17 protein-coding genes and 1 tRNA gene are annotated in these 18371 nt (G+C 63.7%); 9 read left to right on the plus strand and 9 right to left on the minus strand.

The features are described from left to right. Positions 1 to 169 precede the first annotated feature (169 nt). Positions 170 to 691, minus strand: coding sequence for a putative ATP-dependent zinc protease (locus HWN36_RS02475; RefSeq protein WP_176787919.1), 522 nt, complete (start codon positions 689 to 691; stop codon positions 170 to 172). Between the two features lie 213 nt (positions 692 to 904). Next, positions 905 to 1762 (minus strand): UbiA family prenyltransferase, encoded by an 858-nt coding sequence (locus HWN36_RS02480; protein ID WP_176787920.1) that lies wholly within the window; start codon positions 1760 to 1762, stop codon positions 905 to 907. A 221-nt stretch (positions 1763 to 1983) separates the two neighbouring features. On the opposite strand from HWN36_RS02480, the gene rsgA reads away from it, so the two are divergent. Continuing rightward, entirely contained in the window at positions 1984 to 2976 is a 993-nt protein-coding gene (gene rsgA / locus HWN36_RS02485; RefSeq protein ID WP_246269826.1) for a GTPase RsgA, read from the plus strand. A 571-nt stretch (positions 2977 to 3547) separates the two neighbouring features. After that, positions 3548 to 3958 carry a PaaI family thioesterase gene (locus HWN36_RS02490; RefSeq protein ID WP_176787921.1) on the plus strand — a complete coding sequence of 137 codons (411 nt, stop codon included), beginning with the start codon at positions 3548 to 3550 and terminating at the stop codon, positions 3956 to 3958. A 31-nt stretch (positions 3959 to 3989) separates the two neighbouring features. Here the strand turns inward: HWN36_RS02490 and HWN36_RS02495 are convergent. The 4 genes from HWN36_RS02495 to HWN36_RS02510 all read right to left on the minus strand — a co-directional run bounded on the left by HWN36_RS02495 (position 3990) and on the right by HWN36_RS02510 (position 9209). After that, positions 3990 to 4074, minus strand: a tRNA-Leu gene (locus HWN36_RS02495). A 46-nt stretch (positions 4075 to 4120) separates the two neighbouring features. Next, positions 4121 to 5593: a polyphosphate:AMP phosphotransferase gene (pap, locus tag HWN36_RS02500; RefSeq protein ID WP_176787922.1), complete on the minus strand. Its 1473-nt coding sequence runs from the start codon at positions 5591 to 5593 to the stop codon at positions 4121 to 4123. Positions 5594 to 5692: 99 nt separating this feature from the next. Further along, positions 5693 to 7336: a fasciclin domain-containing protein gene (locus HWN36_RS02505; protein WP_176787923.1), complete on the minus strand. Its 1644-nt coding sequence runs from the start codon at positions 7334 to 7336 to the stop codon at positions 5693 to 5695. 343 nt (positions 7337 to 7679) lie between these two features. Beyond that, positions 7680 to 9209, minus strand: coding sequence for a transglutaminase-like domain-containing protein (locus HWN36_RS02510; RefSeq protein ID WP_176787924.1), 1530 nt, complete (start codon positions 9207 to 9209; stop codon positions 7680 to 7682). Positions 9210 to 9345: 136 nt separating this feature from the next. On the opposite strand from HWN36_RS02510, the gene HWN36_RS02515 reads away from it, so the two are divergent. Beyond that, complete coding sequence (locus tag HWN36_RS02515; protein WP_176787925.1) at positions 9346 to 10020, plus strand: HD domain-containing protein; 675 nt, start codon at positions 9346 to 9348, stop codon at positions 10018 to 10020. On the opposite strand, the gene HWN36_RS02520 is transcribed toward HWN36_RS02515, so the two are convergent. Continuing rightward, entirely contained in the window at positions 9929 to 11326 is a 1398-nt protein-coding gene (locus tag HWN36_RS02520) for a PAS domain-containing protein (RefSeq protein WP_176787926.1), read from the minus strand. The genes HWN36_RS02515 and HWN36_RS02520 overlap by 92 nt on opposite strands. A gap of 157 nt (positions 11327 to 11483) precedes the next feature. On the opposite strand from HWN36_RS02520, the gene acs reads away from it, so the two are divergent. From acs to HWN36_RS02540, 4 genes are all read left to right on the plus strand, one after another. Beyond that, positions 11484 to 13376, plus strand: a complete 1893-nt coding sequence (gene acs, locus HWN36_RS02525; RefSeq protein ID WP_176787927.1) for an acetate--CoA ligase — start codon at positions 11484 to 11486, stop codon at positions 13374 to 13376. A gap of 13 nt (positions 13377 to 13389) precedes the next feature. Further along, the gene (locus HWN36_RS02530; RefSeq protein WP_176787928.1) at positions 13390 to 14634 is read left to right on the plus strand and encodes an L-lactate MFS transporter; all 1245 of its coding nucleotides are present in this window, start codon (positions 13390 to 13392) and stop codon (positions 14632 to 14634) included. 502 nt (positions 14635 to 15136) lie between these two features. Then, positions 15137 to 15478: a class I SAM-dependent methyltransferase gene (locus tag HWN36_RS11785; RefSeq protein WP_218133182.1), complete on the plus strand. Its 342-nt coding sequence runs from the start codon at positions 15137 to 15139 to the stop codon at positions 15476 to 15478. 51 nt (positions 15479 to 15529) lie between these two features. Then, positions 15530 to 15958 (plus strand): hypothetical protein, encoded by a 429-nt coding sequence (locus tag HWN36_RS02540; protein WP_176787929.1) that lies wholly within the window; start codon positions 15530 to 15532, stop codon positions 15956 to 15958. A gap of 7 nt (positions 15959 to 15965) precedes the next feature. Here HWN36_RS02540 and HWN36_RS02545 read toward each other — a convergent pair whose 3' ends face one another. After that, positions 15966 to 16466, minus strand: a complete 501-nt coding sequence (locus HWN36_RS02545) for a flavodoxin domain-containing protein (protein ID WP_176787930.1) — start codon at positions 16464 to 16466, stop codon at positions 15966 to 15968. A gap of 52 nt (positions 16467 to 16518) precedes the next feature. Continuing rightward, positions 16519 to 16707 (minus strand): hypothetical protein, encoded by a 189-nt coding sequence (locus HWN36_RS02550; RefSeq protein ID WP_176787931.1) that lies wholly within the window; start codon positions 16705 to 16707, stop codon positions 16519 to 16521. Positions 16708 to 17111: 404 nt separating this feature from the next. Here HWN36_RS02550 and HWN36_RS02555 point away from each other — a divergent pair, with 404 nt between their 5' ends. Together HWN36_RS02555 and HWN36_RS02560 are read left to right on the plus strand one after the other, a co-directional pair. Continuing rightward, complete coding sequence (locus HWN36_RS02555) at positions 17112 to 17696, plus strand: hypothetical protein (RefSeq protein ID WP_176787932.1); 585 nt, start codon at positions 17112 to 17114, stop codon at positions 17694 to 17696. Positions 17697 to 17809: 113 nt separating this feature from the next. After that, entirely contained in the window at positions 17810 to 18292 is a 483-nt protein-coding gene (locus HWN36_RS02560) for a YkgJ family cysteine cluster protein (RefSeq protein ID WP_176787933.1), read from the plus strand. Positions 18293 to 18371 lie beyond the last annotated feature (79 nt).

Consider the following 18371-nt stretch of genomic DNA (forward strand, 5'->3'; position numbering starts at 1 on the left):
AAGAGGATCTCACGCGAAGCCGCGAAAAGACGCGAAGGGGTGGCGAGCGTTTCCGGGTTTCGCGTCTATAGCGTGCGTGGATCGTCACGTCAGGGGCTGACCTGAGGGATGGGATCCTGGGGGAATTACCCCCATGGAACAGCGAAGGACCCGATAGCATTCACCGGGATCAGACGAACCTGAGCTCGCTCAGGTCCCTTCCCGCGATCTCTTTCTTCTCCAGGTGCTCGATTTCGTGGGCGATGCCGTATGCGGGTGAGCCCTCGAAGCAGATCTCCCTTCTGTCGAGATCCTCGACCCTGATCTCTCCGGCACGGGGGTCGATCGTCATCTTCAGGATCCGGTCTGCCCTGGCCCTGACCCGGTACGGCCGTTCCACAAGGAGGCGGGTGGGCTGGTCTCCGCATTTTTCGAGCCTGCGGACAGTCCCCTCCCTCTCCGTGATCGCCGGGTTTGCAAGGAGATAGATCTCCTCCAGGGAGGAGCCCAGTTTCGTCTCCTCGTCGTACACCGACGTCTTCTTCATCACCGACACGGTCCTGAGATCCTCGAGGGCGTAACTCCAGTCGCCCCCGAACCTGAGCGAGAAGATGAGCGGGAGGAGGGCCTCGGAGGGGAGGCCGAACCGTGCGGCAAGGTCCTTCTCGGCCTTGAGGAAGGCAAGGTCTCTTAAGAGATCGGCAGGCTCCATCGGTCCCCCCTCTGCTGGAGAGGGGATAATGGTTGGGGCCCGGCGGAATGGGCGGTGCTCTCGGGGGAGCGCCTCCCTGAGGGCGTTGGTCTGAAGCAGGCTGGACGAGTGAAGGCAATCGCCTGCCGTCGATTGCGGTTATAAGATACGGGTGCAGAGGAAGGAGCCGGTCATAAATACTGGTGCACCCCGGCGAAAGCATCAAATCTCTCCTCACAGGAGCCGCGTGAGGGTGAACACAATCACGAACAGCCCCCAGGTGAGGTACAGCCGCCTGATCTGGCGTCGTCCCTCTTCTATCGTCGGGCTCATCACCAGGTGCACGGTGCAATAGATCATCCAGAGATCGGTCACGGCAATAAGGAGCAGATAATCGTAAACGAGCCAGCCCATCAGGAACGGCACCGGCGTCACCAGAAAAAAGATCGTCAACCATACGGCGGACACCCGCAGCGCGGAGGCCCGGCCCCATCGGTGTGCGAGGCTCCGCGAGGACCGCCGCTCGTCGCCCTTTACATCCATGGCATCGGCGGCGACCTCCAGGCCGAGGTCAAAGAAAAATGCCAGCGCCGCAAAGGTCAGGACCACCCCGTTCACCGTCCCGACCGCTATTGCCCCGAGGATGATGGTCATCCCGATACAGGCCGCCACGACGAGGTTGCCGGCAAAACCCGCGTCCTTGAGTCTGATGTTGTAGGCCAGGGCGATACACCAGAAGAGAACGACCAGCGCCAGCACGAGCGGCCCGAGAAGTGCAGCGCCGATCATCCCGGCCGCAGTGAACAGGGAAAAGAGGATCCAGAGTTCAGTGACGGAGATCCGCCCGGAGGGAAGGGGCCGTGACGGCAGGTTGATCCTATCGACATCCCGGTCGAAATAATCGTTGGAGATGTTCGCCGACCCGGAGATGAAGAACAGCGTCAGAAACCCGGCGACCACCAGGTGCACCGGCGGCAAACCCCCGACGGCGAGCACCTCGCCGGCAACGAAGAAAAAACCGGCTCCAAGTGCGAGATCCAGGCGGATGAGTTCGGCGGCGGCGCGGAGTTTCGCGGCGATGGTCGGCGTCATGGTCCTGAACCGATTGGGTGTGTATCCAGATTGTGTGTTGAAATATTCACCGGTGGTTCGCCATGCGATCTGTCTGCCGTTCTCGAACGCCGCAACCCGGCAGCCCCTCTGGAACGGCTGCCCCCGCCCCCGCCTTCGCATGCGACCGCCGCGCAGAAGAGACTGCGGTCGGTGGATCGCGACCACAAAGCACTTGGCGCAGTGTATGCCACCCCTTTTAGATGAACCAGTCCACTTCCTGGTGCGGAGACCCGCATCGCCCTGTGCTCGAAGCCCTCGGCTGGACGGAAGAGCACGACGCTGCATTCTCAAAGTACACCGGGCCGTATGTGCCTGGCCGGGTGGCCTGCCGGCAGAAGACCGTATGGGAGGTGCTCGTCGACGGCGGGTCGGTCACGGCCGGGCTCTCCGGGGCGCTGCGGAAACTCGGCCGTTTTCCCGCTGTCGGGGATTTCGTCGTGGTGCTCGACCAGCGTGAGGCCGGCACCTCGACGATCGTTGATATTCTCCCGCAAAAGACCCGCTTTGCACGGGCGAGTCCCGGACTGGAAGGCGCCGACCAGGTCATCGCGGCGAATATCGATACGGTCTTCATCGTCACGGCCGCCGGTCATGACCTCAACGCCCGCCGGATCGAACGCTACCTGGCGATCGCCCACGCATCAGGCGCCTGCCCGGTCGTCGTGATCAACAAATCCGATCTGGCTGACGACCCCGCCTCGCTCGCCGACGACCTTGCTTCGGTCGCCCCCGGCATACCGGTCATTCCCATCAGCGCCGTGAGCGGGGAGGGGATCGACCGGCTCGGGCCGTACCTCCTGCCGCGGAGCACGGTCGCCCTCATCGGTTCGTCGGGCGTCGGCAAGTCCACCCTGATCAACCGGCTCATGGGCGGTCAGGTGCAGGAGACCTCGCATACCCGGGCCTCTGACGACCGGGGGCGGCACACCACGACCGTCCGCCAGCTCTTCGTCCTGAACGGCGGGGCCCTGATGATCGACAACCCGGGCCTGCGGGAGGACGGCATCGGCCGGCATCGCCGATACCTTCCCGGATATCCTCGAACTGGCCGAAGGGTGCCGGTTCTCGGACTGCCGCCACGAACGGGAGCCGGGGTGTGCGGTGCAGGCGGCCGTGCGGGAGGGATCCCTCTCTGCAGCGCGGCTGGAGAGTTTCCACCGGCTCGTCCGGGAACTCGAATTCGAACGGGATAAAGCGGAGATCGGGCTGGCGAGGCTGGAGAAGAAGCGCTGGAGGGAGATCGGGAGGGATGCCAGGGATATAGGGAAGATGAAAGAGAGGATAAGGCACACCTAAATACTCTATTTTTCCTTATGCATCACGCGCTCTCTGCCTTTATGCTCCCTGCTCCCTCCTCTCTCCCTCAGTGCAGCGCCGCCCGTCCCCCGAACCTTCTTTTGACGCGTAAGCGGCCTGCACAGGAGAACAGAGGCCATGAGAGAGATAGCTCAGGAGACCCCCGACCAGATCCCGGACCCGCGCGCGAAGACAGGCAGGGAGATGTGGATCGCGGACAGAACGGACAGAGATGAAGGACGGCGAGCGGCACGGCCTGAGTGGGAGCGAGGACCGGGCGCTCTGTGATGCAGGATGGCGTACAGAACAGGGGGGGGTGCTGGTCTGAAGCGAGCGGAGAGGAGCGGAGCGAGTGAAGACGAACCCCCGTCTTTATTTATGGATAAATTATCTCCAGGGTGTAAAAGGGAATAGTCCTGGGCGCAGATCCGGAATACCTTTTTTATCCGCCGCCTGAAATCTGTCCCTATGGCACCATCCGATATAGAAGAAAAAGGCCGGGAGTTCTTCGCCGCCGATTCATTCGCAAGGGAGAACGGTCTTGAACTTGTCGCGGTTTCCCCCGGGCGGGCCACGGTCTCGATGCGGGTCGCTGTTCGTCACAGGAACAGCCACGGGACGGTCCATGGCGGCGCTCTCTTCACTCTTGCCGATGGTGCGTTTGCACTTGCATCCAACTCCCACGGGATCGATGCTACGGCGATAAATGCCCATATCACCTATATGACCGCTGCAAAGGACGGGGTTCTTACGGCCGAGGCTGAGGAGTTCGCGCTCAACCCGAAACTTGCCTCTTATACCGTCACCATCACCGATGAGGAGGGAAGAAAGATCGCCATCTTCCAGGGTATGGTCTACCGGAGGACACCCCGGCCTTAATTTTCCGAATTGAACAGTATCAATAGAATAGTGCGAGGGGTGGGATTCGAACCCACGGACCCCTTCGGGACTGGATCTTAAGTCCAGCGCCGTTGGCCTGGCTTGGCTACCCTCGCTCTCCTACTACATGGCAGCCTGCAGACAAAAAGATGATGGGGGCTTTCACCGCAGCGCCCGCTCCACCCGCTCCACGATCGTCTGCAGGCCTTCCACCCGTGCATACCGCTTGTCGTTCGAGGAGATCACCGTCCAGGGTGCGGCCTTCGTGTCGGTCCGCTCCAGCATCTCCGCGACCAGGGCCGCATAGATCTCCCACCGGCTCCGGTTGCGCCAGTCCTCAGGCGTGATCTTCCACTGCCGCTCCCGGTCCTCTTCCCGGTCGATAAACCGCCGCAGCTGCTCCTTCCGGTCGATATGCAGCCAGAACTTCACCAGGACCGCACCCCAGTCGACGACCGCCTCCTCGAACTCGTTGATCTCGTTGTAGGCCCGCTCCACCTCGGCCGGGGAGGAGAATCCCTCCACCCGCTCGACCAGCACCCTGCCGTACCAGCTCCGGTCGAAGACGGCGACATGCCCTTTTTTCGGGAGGTCACGCCAGAACCGCCAGAGATAATGGTGGCGCGATTCGTCCTCGTTTGGCGGCCCGACCGGCTCGACCTGACATATGCGGGGGTTGAGGCGGCGGGTGAGCCGCATGATCGCACCCCCCTTCCCGGCGGCGTCCCAGCCTTCATAGACCACGACCAGGGGCACGCGCTCGCGGTAGAGGGAGTACTGCAGGTCGGTGATCCGTTCGCCGTAGCGTTTGAGCGCCTCCTGGTACTCGTCCTTTGAGAGCGAATGCTTCGCGGGGTCAGGGAGGTTGAGACGTTTCTTTGACGGCGGCTGCAGCGGCGCCGGATAGCGCGGCACCACCGTCGTTCGGCGCTCCTCGATCGCATGCTCGAGGGCGTGGACGACCGCGCTCATTCCCCTGACCACCGTGAAATTGCGGTCGTGCGCCTCGATCACCGTCCAGGGCGCGTTCGGGGTGTCGGTCTTTGCGATCACCTCCTCGAAGATCGGGAGGTAGAGGTCGTAGTGCTCCAGCCTGACATCCTCGTGCCCGTCGATCAGAAACGCCGCCGACGGCTGCTTTTTTATCCGCTCGATCCGCCGCGCCTGCTCGTCCCTGCTGATGTGGAGAAAGAGTTTCACGACGACGGCGCCCGCATCGGTGAGGTGCCGCTCGAACCTGACGATCTCGCGCAGCGAGCGTTCGGGTGCGCCGCCGTCCTCCGGGCGCACCCGCTCGGCCACCATCCGCGAGTACCACGAACGGTCGAAGATCGCCATCCTCCCGGCGGTCGGGGTGCGGAGCCAGAACCGCCAGAGAAAAGGCCGCTCCTCCTCCTCGCGGCTCGGCGACGATGCGGCGTGATAGGCGTACAGGCGCGGGTCGAGGGCGAGGACGAACTGGTGGAGCATCGTCGATATGCCTGAGAGGTTCCAGCCGTCGGCGACGATGATCACCGGGAGGTCGAGGTCTCTGGCCTCACGCTGGAGGCGACCGAAGCGTTCTGCAAGGTCCGGCAGGATCTGTTTATAGTCCTCATCGCTCACTTTTCTGGTCAGGTCGTACTGCTCGAACATGGGACAGGGAGATCAAGGGGCAGAGAGATGAAAAACGATCCGGCAACCGGGCGAGAGAAAAAAAGGGAAGGGGAGATCAGGCGGAGGCGACCGTGCCCCCTATACCTCCTCCTCTGGCGTTTCTTCAGGGGTCTCCTCTGGTACCTCCTCTGGCAGTTGAAGGACGCCGTCAATCACATGGATGACCCCGTTGGTGCATCCGACATCAGAGACGGTCACCAGAGCATCGTCGATCATCAGGGTCTCGTTCGCCTCGTCCCAGAGTATCCTGACGCTCTTTCCGGAGAGCATCTCCAGCGCCTCCAGCCCTATCAGGTCTGCGGCCCAATACTCGCCGCCGGCCGCATGGTGGAGGAGGATGTCATTGAGCGCCTCCGTGTCGTCCAGCAGGGCGTCGAGCGCACCCTCCGGGAGGGCTGCAAACGCCTCGTCCGTCGGGGCGAAGAGCGTGAAGATCTCCGTACCGTTCAGCGTCTCGTCCAGCCCGGTCATCTCGAGGGCCGTCACCAGCGTTGAAAGACTCTCGTCTGCCGCCGCCGTCTGGAAGATGCTCATCTCTTCAGGCGCCGCCTCTTCCACGACGATGAAATCGGGTTTCACCGCGGTGTAGGTCCGGTCTGTTTCATCGGTGACGGTGAGGCTCACGGTGTAGACCCCTGCCTCGTGGTAGGTGAAGAGCGGGCTCTCCCGCGTGGACATAAACCCGTTGCCGAAGTCCCAGTACCATGAGGTGATGTTCTCGACGGTGCCGTTCACCGCAAACTGCACGGTGAGCGGCAATTCACCCTGTGTCGGTTCGGCCACAACGTCCACCACCTTCTCCTCGGGCGGGACCAGGACCGCATCGATCACATGGATCAGGCCGTTGCGGCAGAGGAGGTCGGCGATCGTGATCCGTGCATCGTTTACCATCACCCCCTCGTCGGTCTCGGTAATGATCAGGGTCTTGCCCTGGAGGGTCCACATCTTGCCCGCATCTACAAGGCCGTTTCTGGTTGTAAAGCCGTCGACGACATGGTAGAGAAGGATCTCGTTCAATGCCGCCGTGTCGTTGAGCAGGGCGTCGAGCGTGCCTTCAGGGAGGTTATTGAATGCCCCGTCGGTCGGGGCGAAGACGGTGTATACCTCAGTCCCGTTCAGCGTCTCGTTCAGGCCGGTCACATCAAGGGCCGTCACCAGAGTGGCGAAGTTCCCGGTCCTGTTGAGGGTCTGGTAGATCGTGTATTTCGGTGTGCCTGGCGGTTCGAGGGCGGCATCGATGACATGGACCACGCCGTTTGTGCAGGTGATATCGCTCTGGGTGATCAGGGCCTCGTTCACCCTGATCCCCTCTTCGGTCACGGTGATTGCCACGTACATCCCGAGGAGCGTCTGCAGCGTATCCATCTCTTCGAGGTCTGCGGCAGAATAGGTCCCATCGGCGATATGGTAGTTGAGCAGTATTTTTAGCATATCAGGCTGCCTCAAGAGGAGGTTCAGGATGTCCCCGGAGTAGGCGTTGATCGCCTCGTCGGTCGGTGCAAAGAATGTGTACGCCGCCCCGGTGCTCAGCGTTTCGTTCAGTCCGGTCTGGTTGAGGGCGGTCACCATCAGGGTGAAGGTGCCGTTGTTCAGGAGCGTGTCGTAGATCGTGAGGTTGCCTGCCTCTTCGTCAGGCGGGAGGGGTTCGTCCTCTCCGGCTGCAATGCCTGTCGATGCCAGAATGACAAGAATACACAGGCCCAGGATTTTTAGTGCGCGCATTTTTTCATACCTCTTTTGTGATTGGTGTGATCCCAGGACGCGTGCCATCCGGCATGTCTATCGGTCTCCTCCACTCCGGGACGTCGGACACACGTTCATGAACGGATCAGGGACGGACTGGGTCATCTGCATTAATATAATTGTCGGGATATTTTTTGTGACAATGGGATCCTCTCCGTCTTCGGTTTTTATGAGGATGGGGCGGAGTTTCACAGAATCATCTTTTCAAAAATGTGGGGGGGGGGAGGTCTCATCCGTGCCCTCCTGAGAAGAGTTTTGTCCTGGCGTTCTACGGCCTGATGCAAAAGTGGCTGCGAGGGGGACGCCCTGCAGCAGGGGCCGTTCAGCGCTCAACGGCCCTGAGTGTGATGCTGAAGCCCTCCATGCCGGCGAGATTGATCTCGCCGTCTGCCGTATCGGCAACGATCGCCGGGTACTGCCTGACGATCCTGAAGACGGCGTCGTCGTCCGGCAGGGGCGGGTCCAGTGGTGCATCGACGTTCTTCTGGATCACCAGCCGCGTGGGGTCGAGGTTTGCGGCGTAATACTGCTTGAAGATCGAGCGTTTTTCGTCGGAGATGGGGACCCAGTCGGCAGCATCGGCGACCGTCGGATCGACCGGCACCCACCCGTATCCCGGCAGGTAATACTGGGCCCAGAAGTGCGCGCCCGGCGCATCGGCAAGGATCATCTGGTAGCCCCCGATGGCGCGGGCAGGGATCCCGAGCGACCGGCAGAAGGCCGAGAAGAGCATGCTCTGCGTGCCGCAGTCGCCGTGCCCGGTCTCGAACATATGGGTGGATTCGGCCACCTTCGGCACCCTGGCGTCGAGCGACAGGTGCGGGACGTGGCTGTACGGATAGGTCTCGATGATGGAGGCGTAGATCATCTCTGCCTGGAGGTGCGGGTTCGTCTCGTTCCCGACGATCTCCCGCGCCTTCGCCCGGACCGCGTCCGTGATCTCGATGTTGCGTTCGGACACCGTGTAGAGGAGGTACTCGGGATCGCTCGTATCATACTCCCCGACCTGCTCTGGATCGATCTCGAAGCGCTGCTCATATGAGGTGAAGGTGATATCGGCGGCGATCGTCAGGTCGCCGGTGACCGTCTCGACCGGGATCTCGTAGTAGACATACCCGATGGGACCGGTTGTCACCGGGCCTTTGACGATGGCGTCGGCATAAGAGAGGTTGGCGACGGTGACGTTCGTCTGCGATTCGGTCTCGACCGGGAGGGGGTACCAGATCCTGATCGTGCCGGTTGCCGGGAGGAGGTCCCGCGGGATCTCGAGTCGCTCGGTCCCTGCATAGTGTATCGGGTTCACGTACGGCCCTTCGCCCGCGGGCTGGTCCTCTGAGAAGACATAGCGGGCGACGAAATCGAAGTCCAGCGTGGATGCGGTGTGTTTCTGCATCTCCTCAGGGTGCGCATAGAGGTAGTTCTGTGCGACATCGTAGAAGTAGAGCGTTTCGTTATCCGAGACGATCCGCTGGGCGCGGTGTTCGAGCCAGTCGCTCACCTCGTCGTCGGTGATGCCGGGGACGCTCTCACGCAGCGCCCCCTCTGCGGCTGTGGCATTGAGGGGATATTCCATGACCGTCCAGCTCGCCCGGAGCATGGCGTCCCTCGCCTGCCGCGCCGACGCCGCATCGCCGGCTTCGGTGGAGAGGGTATGGGATTTTGCAAAGTGTTCTTCGGCGGTCCGGTAGTATGCGGCGGCGTATGCGGCCGCTCCTCTGGCATAGGCCTCGTCGGCGGCGGAGAGAGCAGGTGTGACGGCCCCGGTCTGTTCGTCGGGCGCGGCCGTGCACCCGGCCGTGAAGAGGAGGAGTGCGGATGCGATCAGGAGAAGGGCGGGCAGATGATCGTTCATGGTGGATAATTTCTGCGGATTGCTCAAAAAAGTTCTGATTTGAAAATAGTTCTGTTTTTTTGCTCTTTTCCGGTGGGGAGTGCACCGCATACGACCGGGCGCCTTATCTGCACCCCGTGCAAACCTTTCCTGTATCATGCAGCGTGCGGATGAAGAGATGGACACACTCCTGGCCTATGTCGAGACCTTCTTCAGGCAGTCGGGCGCCCACGGCCTCGACCACGTCCTCCGCGTCACCCGCCTCTGCGAGGAGATCGGCCTGGTCGAGGGTGCGGATATGCGTGTCCTGATCCCGGCCGCCCTCTTCCACGACATCGCCCGCCCCCTGGAGGAGGAGAGCGGCGTCCCGCACGAGGAGGAGGGGGCGCGGATCGCTGAAGAATACCTCCGGTCGATCGGCTACGACGCCGGGCGCATCCCGACGATCGCCCATTCGATCCGCACCCACCGCTACAGCACCGGCGCAAAACCAGAAACCCTGGAGGCGCGGATCCTCTCTGACGCCGACAAACTCGACGCGATGGGAGCGGTCGGGATCGCCAGGGCGTTTCTCCAGGCAGGCGAACGCGGCGGCGGGATCGAGGACGCCGACCGGCACATCCATGAAAAACTGCTGAACCTATCGGCCCTGATCTCCACCCCTGCCGCAGCGGCGATCGCCGAACGGCGGCACGCCCTCCTGCAGCGGTTTGCCGACGCACTCGAGGAGGAGACCGGCCTCACCTCTCCGGCAGGACCTCCCGTGCAATCGAGCAGAAATACATCCTCTCCCCGAACGCAACAAAGGTCCGGGATACCTCGACCTCGATGATCCTCCCGTCCTTCCGTTTATGCGTCGAACGCGTCCGCTCTTTCACGCCGGGTGAGGCCCCGGCCTGCATCCGGTCCCATTGCGCCTTTGAGATCGACGGGTTGATCTCGATGACCGAGATCCCCTGGAACTCTTCTGCGGTATAGCCCAGGAGTTCGCCGGCCGTCTTGTTGGCCTTGTACACCCGGCCGGCCTCGTCGAAGAGGATGATCGAGTCCGAGGCGTTGTCGAAGGCGAACTGCGTGAAGAGCAGTTCCTGTTCGAGTTCTTCCTTCTCCCTGATCACGGTGACCAGCGCCATGTTCGCCTGCTGCATCTCCTGCGTCCGTTCCCTGATCAGGGCCTCAAGGTTCTCGTGGTAGCGCTTCAGCCGGTCTTTATCGTTTTTCATCTCGGTGATGTCACGGCCGAGGGCGTGGCACTCCAGGAGCGTTCCGTCTTCGCCGAAGATCCCCCTGAAGGTCCAGCGCTCCCAGCAGACCGATCCGTCCTGGCCGACCGTCCTTACGTCCGTGGTGAAGGCCGGGGCGGCCGGCGAGAGGGAGGAGATGCCGCGCCTGATCCCCTCCCGGTCGTCAGGCGAGAAGAGCGAGAGAAAACGGAAACCGGCCAGCTGATCGCGGCCCCTGCCGAGATGAGCGCACAGCGCCTCGTTGACCGAGGAGAGCGTCATGTCCGGCCTGATGTGGGCAACAAACTCGGTCTGGTCGGCGATGAGCGCCAGATATCGTTTCCGGCAGAGGTCCCGCTCTTCCGCCGCCTGCCTGCACGCCGTCTCGTCCACCAGCACGAGGGCGCACCCGTCCCTTCCGGTGTCGAAGACGACCGGGAGGTAGTGGACCGTGAGGTGGAGGCGTTTCCCGCCGACGAACGTCTGCACCTCTGCGCGTGACCGCACACCCTGCACCGCATCGTGGCAGCGTGTCCCGACCTCCGGGTCCTTGAAGAGGGCGAGGGGGATGTCCTTCACGCCCGCACCGTAGATCACGTCGAGCGGGCAGGCAAGGAGGGAAAGGGCCTCTGCATTCACCATCACCACCTCAGACCTGCCGTCCAGGACGATCGCCGGGTGGAGGCAGAAATGGAGGAGGGTGGAAACCGGCATCCGGCGGACCAGGGAGTAGTTTTTCGCCGCCCCGATCTCTTTTCTGTCGATATCGCCCTTCAACTTCAGCATGTCCAGGTACTTCGCGCTGGTGTTGCGGTGAAGGTGCAGTGCACTGGAGATCTCGGTGATGCTCAGTCCTTTCGGATATTTCTTCAGCAGTTCCTTTATCGCAACGATGTCCTGAAAATTACCATTCATCTGCCGGTCTCTCCCATGGGATAATGCACTGCATATTTGTTGTGCATACCCAGGATTTATACTATTTCACCGGGATTATCATGGGTAAATGCATGGCATATTCTGCGCCGCCCGGGTCAGGTCGGGCTGGCGCCATAGGTCATGCAGGAGAGGCCCGATGCCAGAAACATTCGACGTAAAACTGGAGAAAAAGACCTACCGTCCTGATCCGTCCTACCTGGAGGGGTCAAGCATGGGGGACTGGGAGACTGCATACGGCCGTTTCATGGACGACCCCGAGGGCTTCTGGGCCGGGATCGCCGGGGAACTGGAATGGTTCAGGACATGGGACCGGGTGAAGGAGTGGAAGCACCCGTATGCCCGCTGGTTTACCGGGGCGAAACTGAACATCACGCACAACTGTCTTGACCGCCACGCCGCCGGGGACCGCCGGAACAAGGTCGCCCTGATCTGGCGGGGGGAGGAGGAGGGCACCGAGCGGATGTACACCTACCGCCAGCTCCACCGGCTGGTGATGCGCTTCGCCAACGCCCTCAAGAAGATGGGGATCAAGAAGGGGGACACCGTCTGCATCTACATGCCCCTGGTGCCCGAGCAGGTCGTTGCCATCCTGGCCTGCGCACGGATCGGCGCCGTCCACAGCATCGTCTACGGGGGGTTCGGGGCGGCCGCCCTCCATACCAGGATCAGAGACGCAAAGGCAAAGATCGTCATCACCGCCGATGTGGGGTTCAGGCGGGGCAAACGCGTGCCCTTAAAGACGATCGTCGACGAAGCGGTGATCAACGCCTCCAGCGTCGAGAAGGTCATCGTCCTGCGGCGGACAAAACCGCTGCTGGAGCTGATCTCTGAGATGGAGGTGGACTTCGACGAGGTGATGGAGGGCATGGCGCCGGCCTGCGAGCCCGAGGTGATGGACGCCGAAGACCCCCTGTTCATCCTGTACACGAGCGGCACCACCGGGACGCCGAAGGGGATCGTCCATACCTGCGGGGGCTATATGGTGGGGACGTATTACACGAGCAAGTACGTCTTCGACTTAAAGGAGAACGACATCTACTGGTGCACGGCGGATCCGGGCTGGATCACCGGGCACAGCTACATCGTCTACGGCCCGCTGGCCGCCGGCGCCACCGTGCTGATCACCGAGACCGTGCCCGATTACCCTGACCCGGGCACCTGGTGGCAGATCGTCGAGGAGTTCGGGGTCACCATCTTCTACACGGCGCCCACCGCGATCAGGATGTTCATGCGGTTCGGGGAGGAGTGGCCTGGCCGCTACAACCTCACCTCCCTGCGGATCCTGGGGTCGGTGGGCGAGCCCCTCAACCCCGAGGCCTTCGAGTGGTACTATCATGTCATCGGGAAGTCGGCCTGCCCGGTCCTGGACACCTGGTGGCAGACCGAGACCGGGATGCACATGATCGCCACCCTGGTGGGCGAGCCGATGAAGCCCGGGTTTGCCGGGCGGCCGATTCCCGGGGTCGTCGTCGACGTGGTGGACCGCGAGGGCAACCCGGTGCCGCCGGGGATCGGCGGGCTGCTCGTGATCAAGGAGCCGTGGCCCTCGATGATGCGGACGGTCCACGGCAACGACGAGCGCTACCGCACCTACTGGAACACGATCGACGCCTGCTACACGGCCGGCGACCTGGCGGTCAGGGACGAGGACGGGTATATCATGGTGCTCGGGCGCTCGGACGACATCATCATCGTGGCCGGGCATAACCTGGGGACGGCCGAGGTGGAGAGCGCCCTCGTCTCGCACGAGGCGGTAGCCGAGGCAGCCGTCATCGGCAAGCCCGATCCCCTGAAGGGGCAGGCAGTGAAGGCGTTCGTGATCCTGCGCCTGGGCTTTGAGCCCGGCGAGAAGCTGAAGCAGGACCTGATCTACCATGTCAGGATGGGCCTGGGGCCGATCGCCATGCCCTCGGAGATCGAGTTCGTCACCTCGCTCCCCAAGACGCGGAGCGGCAAGATCATGCGCCGCGTCCTGAAGGCGAAGGAGATGGGCATGGACCCCGGCGACATCTCGACGCTGGAGGACTGAAAGGGGAGCGGAGATGGAGGAGGTCAGGCTCTTCGGTATGGAGGCCGAACGGGGGCGGTGGCTGCTGGTGCTCGCCGGCATGCTCATCAACCTCTGCCTGGGGAGCATCTACTCGTGGAGCGTCTTTGTGGCCCCGCTCACCGCGTATTTCACCGGGACGCTGGGCAGGACGGTGACGGCGGGCGAGGTGCTCATGCCGTTCTCCGTCTTTCTGGCATGTTTCGCGGTGACGATGCCCCTTGCAGGCAGGCTGATCGAGGGCTGGGGGCCGAGAAACGCCGCCATCGCCGGGGGCGTGCTGACCGGGCTTGGCTGGCTGCTGGCCTCGACGGCGGCCTCGGTGGAAATGCTTTACGTCCTCTACGGCGTTGTCGGGGGCGTGGGCGTCGGGATCGCCTACGGGGTGCCGGTGGCGGTCTCGACCCGGTGGTTTCCCGACCGCCGGGGGATTGCGGTGGGGCTGACCGTGCTCGGCTTCGGGTTCTCAGCCTTTGTGACCGCGAACCTCGCCGGGATGCTCATCGCCGCCCTCGGGGTGATGGCGACCTTCAGGCTCTTCGGCGTCGCCTTCATCCTCCTGGTCACGCTCTTCGCCCTCCCGCTCTCGTTCCCGCCCGACGGGTGGCGGCCGGCCGGGATGGCGGCGGGCGGCGGGGCGGCCGGGCCGGCGTGCGAGTGCAACCGGAGCGCGATGGTCAGGACCCCGACCTTCTACGGGCTGTGGGTCTGCTACTTCGTCGGCTGCCTGGCCGGGCTGATGGCGATCTCCATCGCCCAGCCGGTCGGGACCGAGGCGGCTGGGATCTCCCCGGCGGTCGCCACCGCCCTGGTCGGCTTCTTCGCCGTCTTCAACGGCGGCGGGCGGCCGCTCTTCGGCGCCCTGACCGACCGCCTGGACCCGGGCAGGACGGCGATGATCTCGTTCGCCCTGATCGGGGCGGCCTCCCTCCTCATGTGGCAGGCGCCGTCCACGCTGACCTATATCGCCGCCTTTGCGGTGCTGTGGGGGTGCCTGGGCGGATGGCTCGCCATCGCCCCGACGGCGACCGCCCGGTATTTCGGCACCTGCGATTATCCGCGGTGTTACGGGCTGGTCTTTCTCGCATACGGGGCCGGGGCGATCGCCGGGCCGCAGCTGGCCGGCTACATCAGGACGACGACCGGGGACTATCTCGGCGTCTTCCCCTGGGTGCTCGGGCTGGCGGCGATCGGGTTTGTGGTGGCGTTTGCGATGCTGAGGGCGGGAAAATCGGGCTGATTTTTGCCGGTTTTCCCGGGCCATGCCCCCCCCTTGCCGGGCGACCCCCTTCTTCGGGTATATCTCCCCTCCGGCCGGGCATGCAGGCCCACGGGAAACGGTAAGTTTTCTCCTCAAATCCCGGTTTTGCCCTTGATATGGTTGTTTTCTGAACGGCGCCCATATCGGGTAGATTACAGTCCGGTTTTTCTAAAATAGCGACCTATATGGTATTTTTTTCGCCGGGAGAGGGGGCGGGATCGCCCCGCCCTCTTCTCCTCTTCCCACGTCCGCACCAGCCGGCCATAACGCCCCTCGCAGAGGCTCGTCCGCCCGCCCCTCCCCGCACACGCAGCACCGCCCGAGATCGGTCTTCACCCGCGAAAACTCGGTGTGGTCCAGCACGCCGGGGAGGGGCAGCACACCGGAGCGTCGTTTCACCTTTTCACCTCCCTTCGATACCCTTCGACCGGGGTCGGAAACGGATCCGGGCCCATCGCTTGCGCACATCGACATTTCGCCATTGTTCCTCCGTTTTGAAGACGGCGTCTTTGATGCGGTCTTCTCGAACGGCTCCCTCTACGAATGGGAACCTGCGGGAATGGTCTTCGACGAGATCGCCCGGGTCCTGAAACCGGGTGGCCGGGTCTGCATCACCGATCCCCGGCGCGATCTCTCCCCTGAGATCTTCCGGGCGATGTGCGAGTCCTGCGACCCCCCGGAGATCAGGCCCGGTTTTGAGACCTCAGTGCGGGCGGCCTATACCCGCGAGGAGGTGACGGACCTGCTCGGGCGTTTGCGGCTTTCAGTCTGGCAGGTGATCGCCCACCCCTACGGGCTGATGATCTGCGGCAGGAAACCGTGACGGGGGGCGAAGACCGATCCCTTCATCGCCCTCTCTACCCAACAACCGATCATGGACGTGAACTTCTGCCGGCACTATGCCGGCGACGGCACGCCGCCATCGAACCGCTCCTGCAGGCACTGTCCTGTCACCGCCTGCGACCGGCTGTGGGGGCGGGTGGTCGCCCTTGCCAGGTCTCATGGCGGCGATGCGGTCCCGCTTCCCGGGACCCGTGCGTTTCTCTCCCCCAACCCGAAAAACCCGAATATCGTCCGGCTGCAGGTGAACTGCCGTTGGGGCCTCCCAAAAGAGGATTTTCTCTATTATATCGCCACCGGGCATGCGGGGATGGGGCGGAAAGGGCGGCGCACCGACCCCCGTGCCTCCCCGAGCATGACGCGGCAGGAGCCGTACGTGGGGGCGATCGTCGCCCTCCTCGGCGGGATGGAGTGCCCGGAGATCGCGGCCGTGCGGGCGGTGCAGCGTCAGGCCGTACTCTGAATGCCCCCTACCCGTTCCTGACCGGAAGGCTCTTCGCCCAGCGCCTGATCGCGTCCATATCCCGGTAGTCGCCCTCAGGCGTCTTCATCACCTTCAGCATCATGCGCAGGGGAAAGGAGAGCGCTTTGGCGTCGAGCTTGCCGGCGAAGAGACCGACGGAGACCGGGGTGACGAGGTGCACCGCGGGGTCGAGCGCCGCCTCGACCTTCTGCCGGTTTTCAGGGGTGTCCTCGGCGATGAGGATCCCGACCGCAAAGAGGGCGACAGGGACCCGGCCGAGGTTCTTCTGGTGCCGTGTCACCAGTTTGAGGGCGTCATCAAGCCATTTTCCGGCGTAGACCGGGCTTCCGATGACGACCATCGAATAGGGCGCCGTATCGGTGACTTCGTCTGCCCGCATGAGATCCACCGTCGCCCCCTCCTCCTGGAGCGCTGCCGCGATCGCCCCGGCCACCTCGCGGGTGGAACCGTACCGGGTGGCGTAGGCGACGAGTACCTTCTCTTCCATACCCTCCGGTCTTCCGGGGGCGCAATAAGCGTTCCGGGGGACCGCCGGTTCGTCACTCTTTCTGCCAGACCCGGAGGGAGGGGGGCGACCTGAAGGGCACCGCCCTGTCGGCGACGAAGGCGACGATCCCCGGTTCCGGGAGCGCCGCCTGCAATGTCCGGTAGTCCTCGAAGGCGTAGGCGCCGTAGCCCGGACCGTCGATCCTCCTGAGTGTCGCTCTCAGGTCTGCCGCCTCTCTCATCGGGATCACTGTTCGGCGCCCGGACGAAAAGAGTCGTTCCCGCCCGGCCGGGCCGGGGCACTCTGACGATCGGGACATCCTCCGGGGCGCCGGCCCACCAGCATGTCTGGTGCGAGGGTGCAAAAGAGACCCTGCCCTTCTGCAACGTTGTGGGCGTATGCCATGTCCATCAGGTTAACGAGACGGAAAATCTCGCTGAAGCGGCTGGTGCGGGCCCGCACACCCATCCCCTCACCTGACTTTTTTTCGGTGCAGTCGCCCTGCCCGCGGTAGGTGATCGGCAGGATGAGCAGCGCCCGGACCGCCGTTCGTCTTCACGATGCTCCCGGTGCTTGCCGTGGACTCCCTCTCTGTTTTTCGTCCCTGTACGAGGGTTTTTTTGGATTGAGCGCGCGGGTATGCTGATGGATATCCCTGATGCGGCAACCGTTCTGGCCTCGGGAGACGACGAGGCGGTCCTGACAGCCCTGCACGATATGCTCCTCTTCAAGTCGGTGAATCCCCCTGCACCGGCTGACCTGGACGCCGTCGCCGGGGTGATGGATCGCGGGGGACGGGCGGCTGAGACGGCCCTCCAGGTGCTGTACGTCGCCGCCGTGCGGGAAGGGACGCTGCCGGCGGAGAGGGAGGCGGCGGTCGGGCGCGTGCGGGCGTTCCTCGAGGGCGTCCGCGACGACCCGGAGGGGCGGGCGGCGGTCAGGCACGCCGTCGGCCTCCTCGCCTGCATGGGCGACCCGCTGGCGATCGAGCAGCTCGCGTATGACGCCCCCTGCTTTGACGGCGAGAGGGTGAAAAAAGAGGACTATATTCAGCCGGCGATGGCGGCGATGCTCAGACGCCACGATGCCGACCTCGCCGCCCTGCAGGCGTCCATGGGGGAGACGCGGGCGGCCGCGGACATCGGGGAGATCCGGGAGTACGGGCGCGAACCTGCCGCCTACGAGGAGCGGATGCGCCTGATGCAGGAGGACGAGGTCGAGGTGCTGTAGGGCCCCTTCCACCACTCAGAGACCACCGGCCTGGCGGCGGGAGTATCTGAACCTTCGTCCCCCTGAGGGACAGGTATATGCCTCCTGCATGCGACCTCCCTGAAAGGATTCCCATGCCGTTTTTCTGTATCAGGTGCGGCGAGTGCTGCAGCCAGATGGGCGACGTTCATGTTGTGGAGGAGGACCGCGGCGGCGGGCGGTTCCTGGTGGCGAACCGCTACACCGGCGAGCGCGACGAGGTCGAGATCGACCCGGCGCTCAGCCGCCTCTCTCCGGACCGGCGCCTCTTCGAGCGGTGGCCCATGGCCTGCCCGTTTCTCCGGGAAGATCCCGAAACCGGCGATATCGTCTGCATCGTCCACCGGACACGGCCTGAGATCTGCCGGGAGTACCGGTGCTGGCGCCTCCTCGTCCTGGACGCCGCCGGGGTGCGGGCGGGCCGCGTGATGGAGCGCCGGCACCTGGCGGCGGACGATCCGGCGCTCAAAGCGTTCTGGGAGGAGAAGATCGCCGGGATCCGAGAGGGCGATATCGACCGCTGGGACGAGCAGGTGATCCTGCTGCTGAAAGGAGCAGGGTATACGGTGTACCGGTGAGATGTCGGTCGATGGCGCCGGGGTCGGAGAACGTCCAGATGCCCCTGGGGTGAACTGTCCTGCGCCTGTTGACCGGGGT

The organism is Methanofollis tationis (genome assembly GCF_013377755.1).
Taxonomy (GTDB): domain Archaea; phylum Halobacteriota; class Methanomicrobia; order Methanomicrobiales; family Methanofollaceae; genus Methanofollis; species Methanofollis tationis.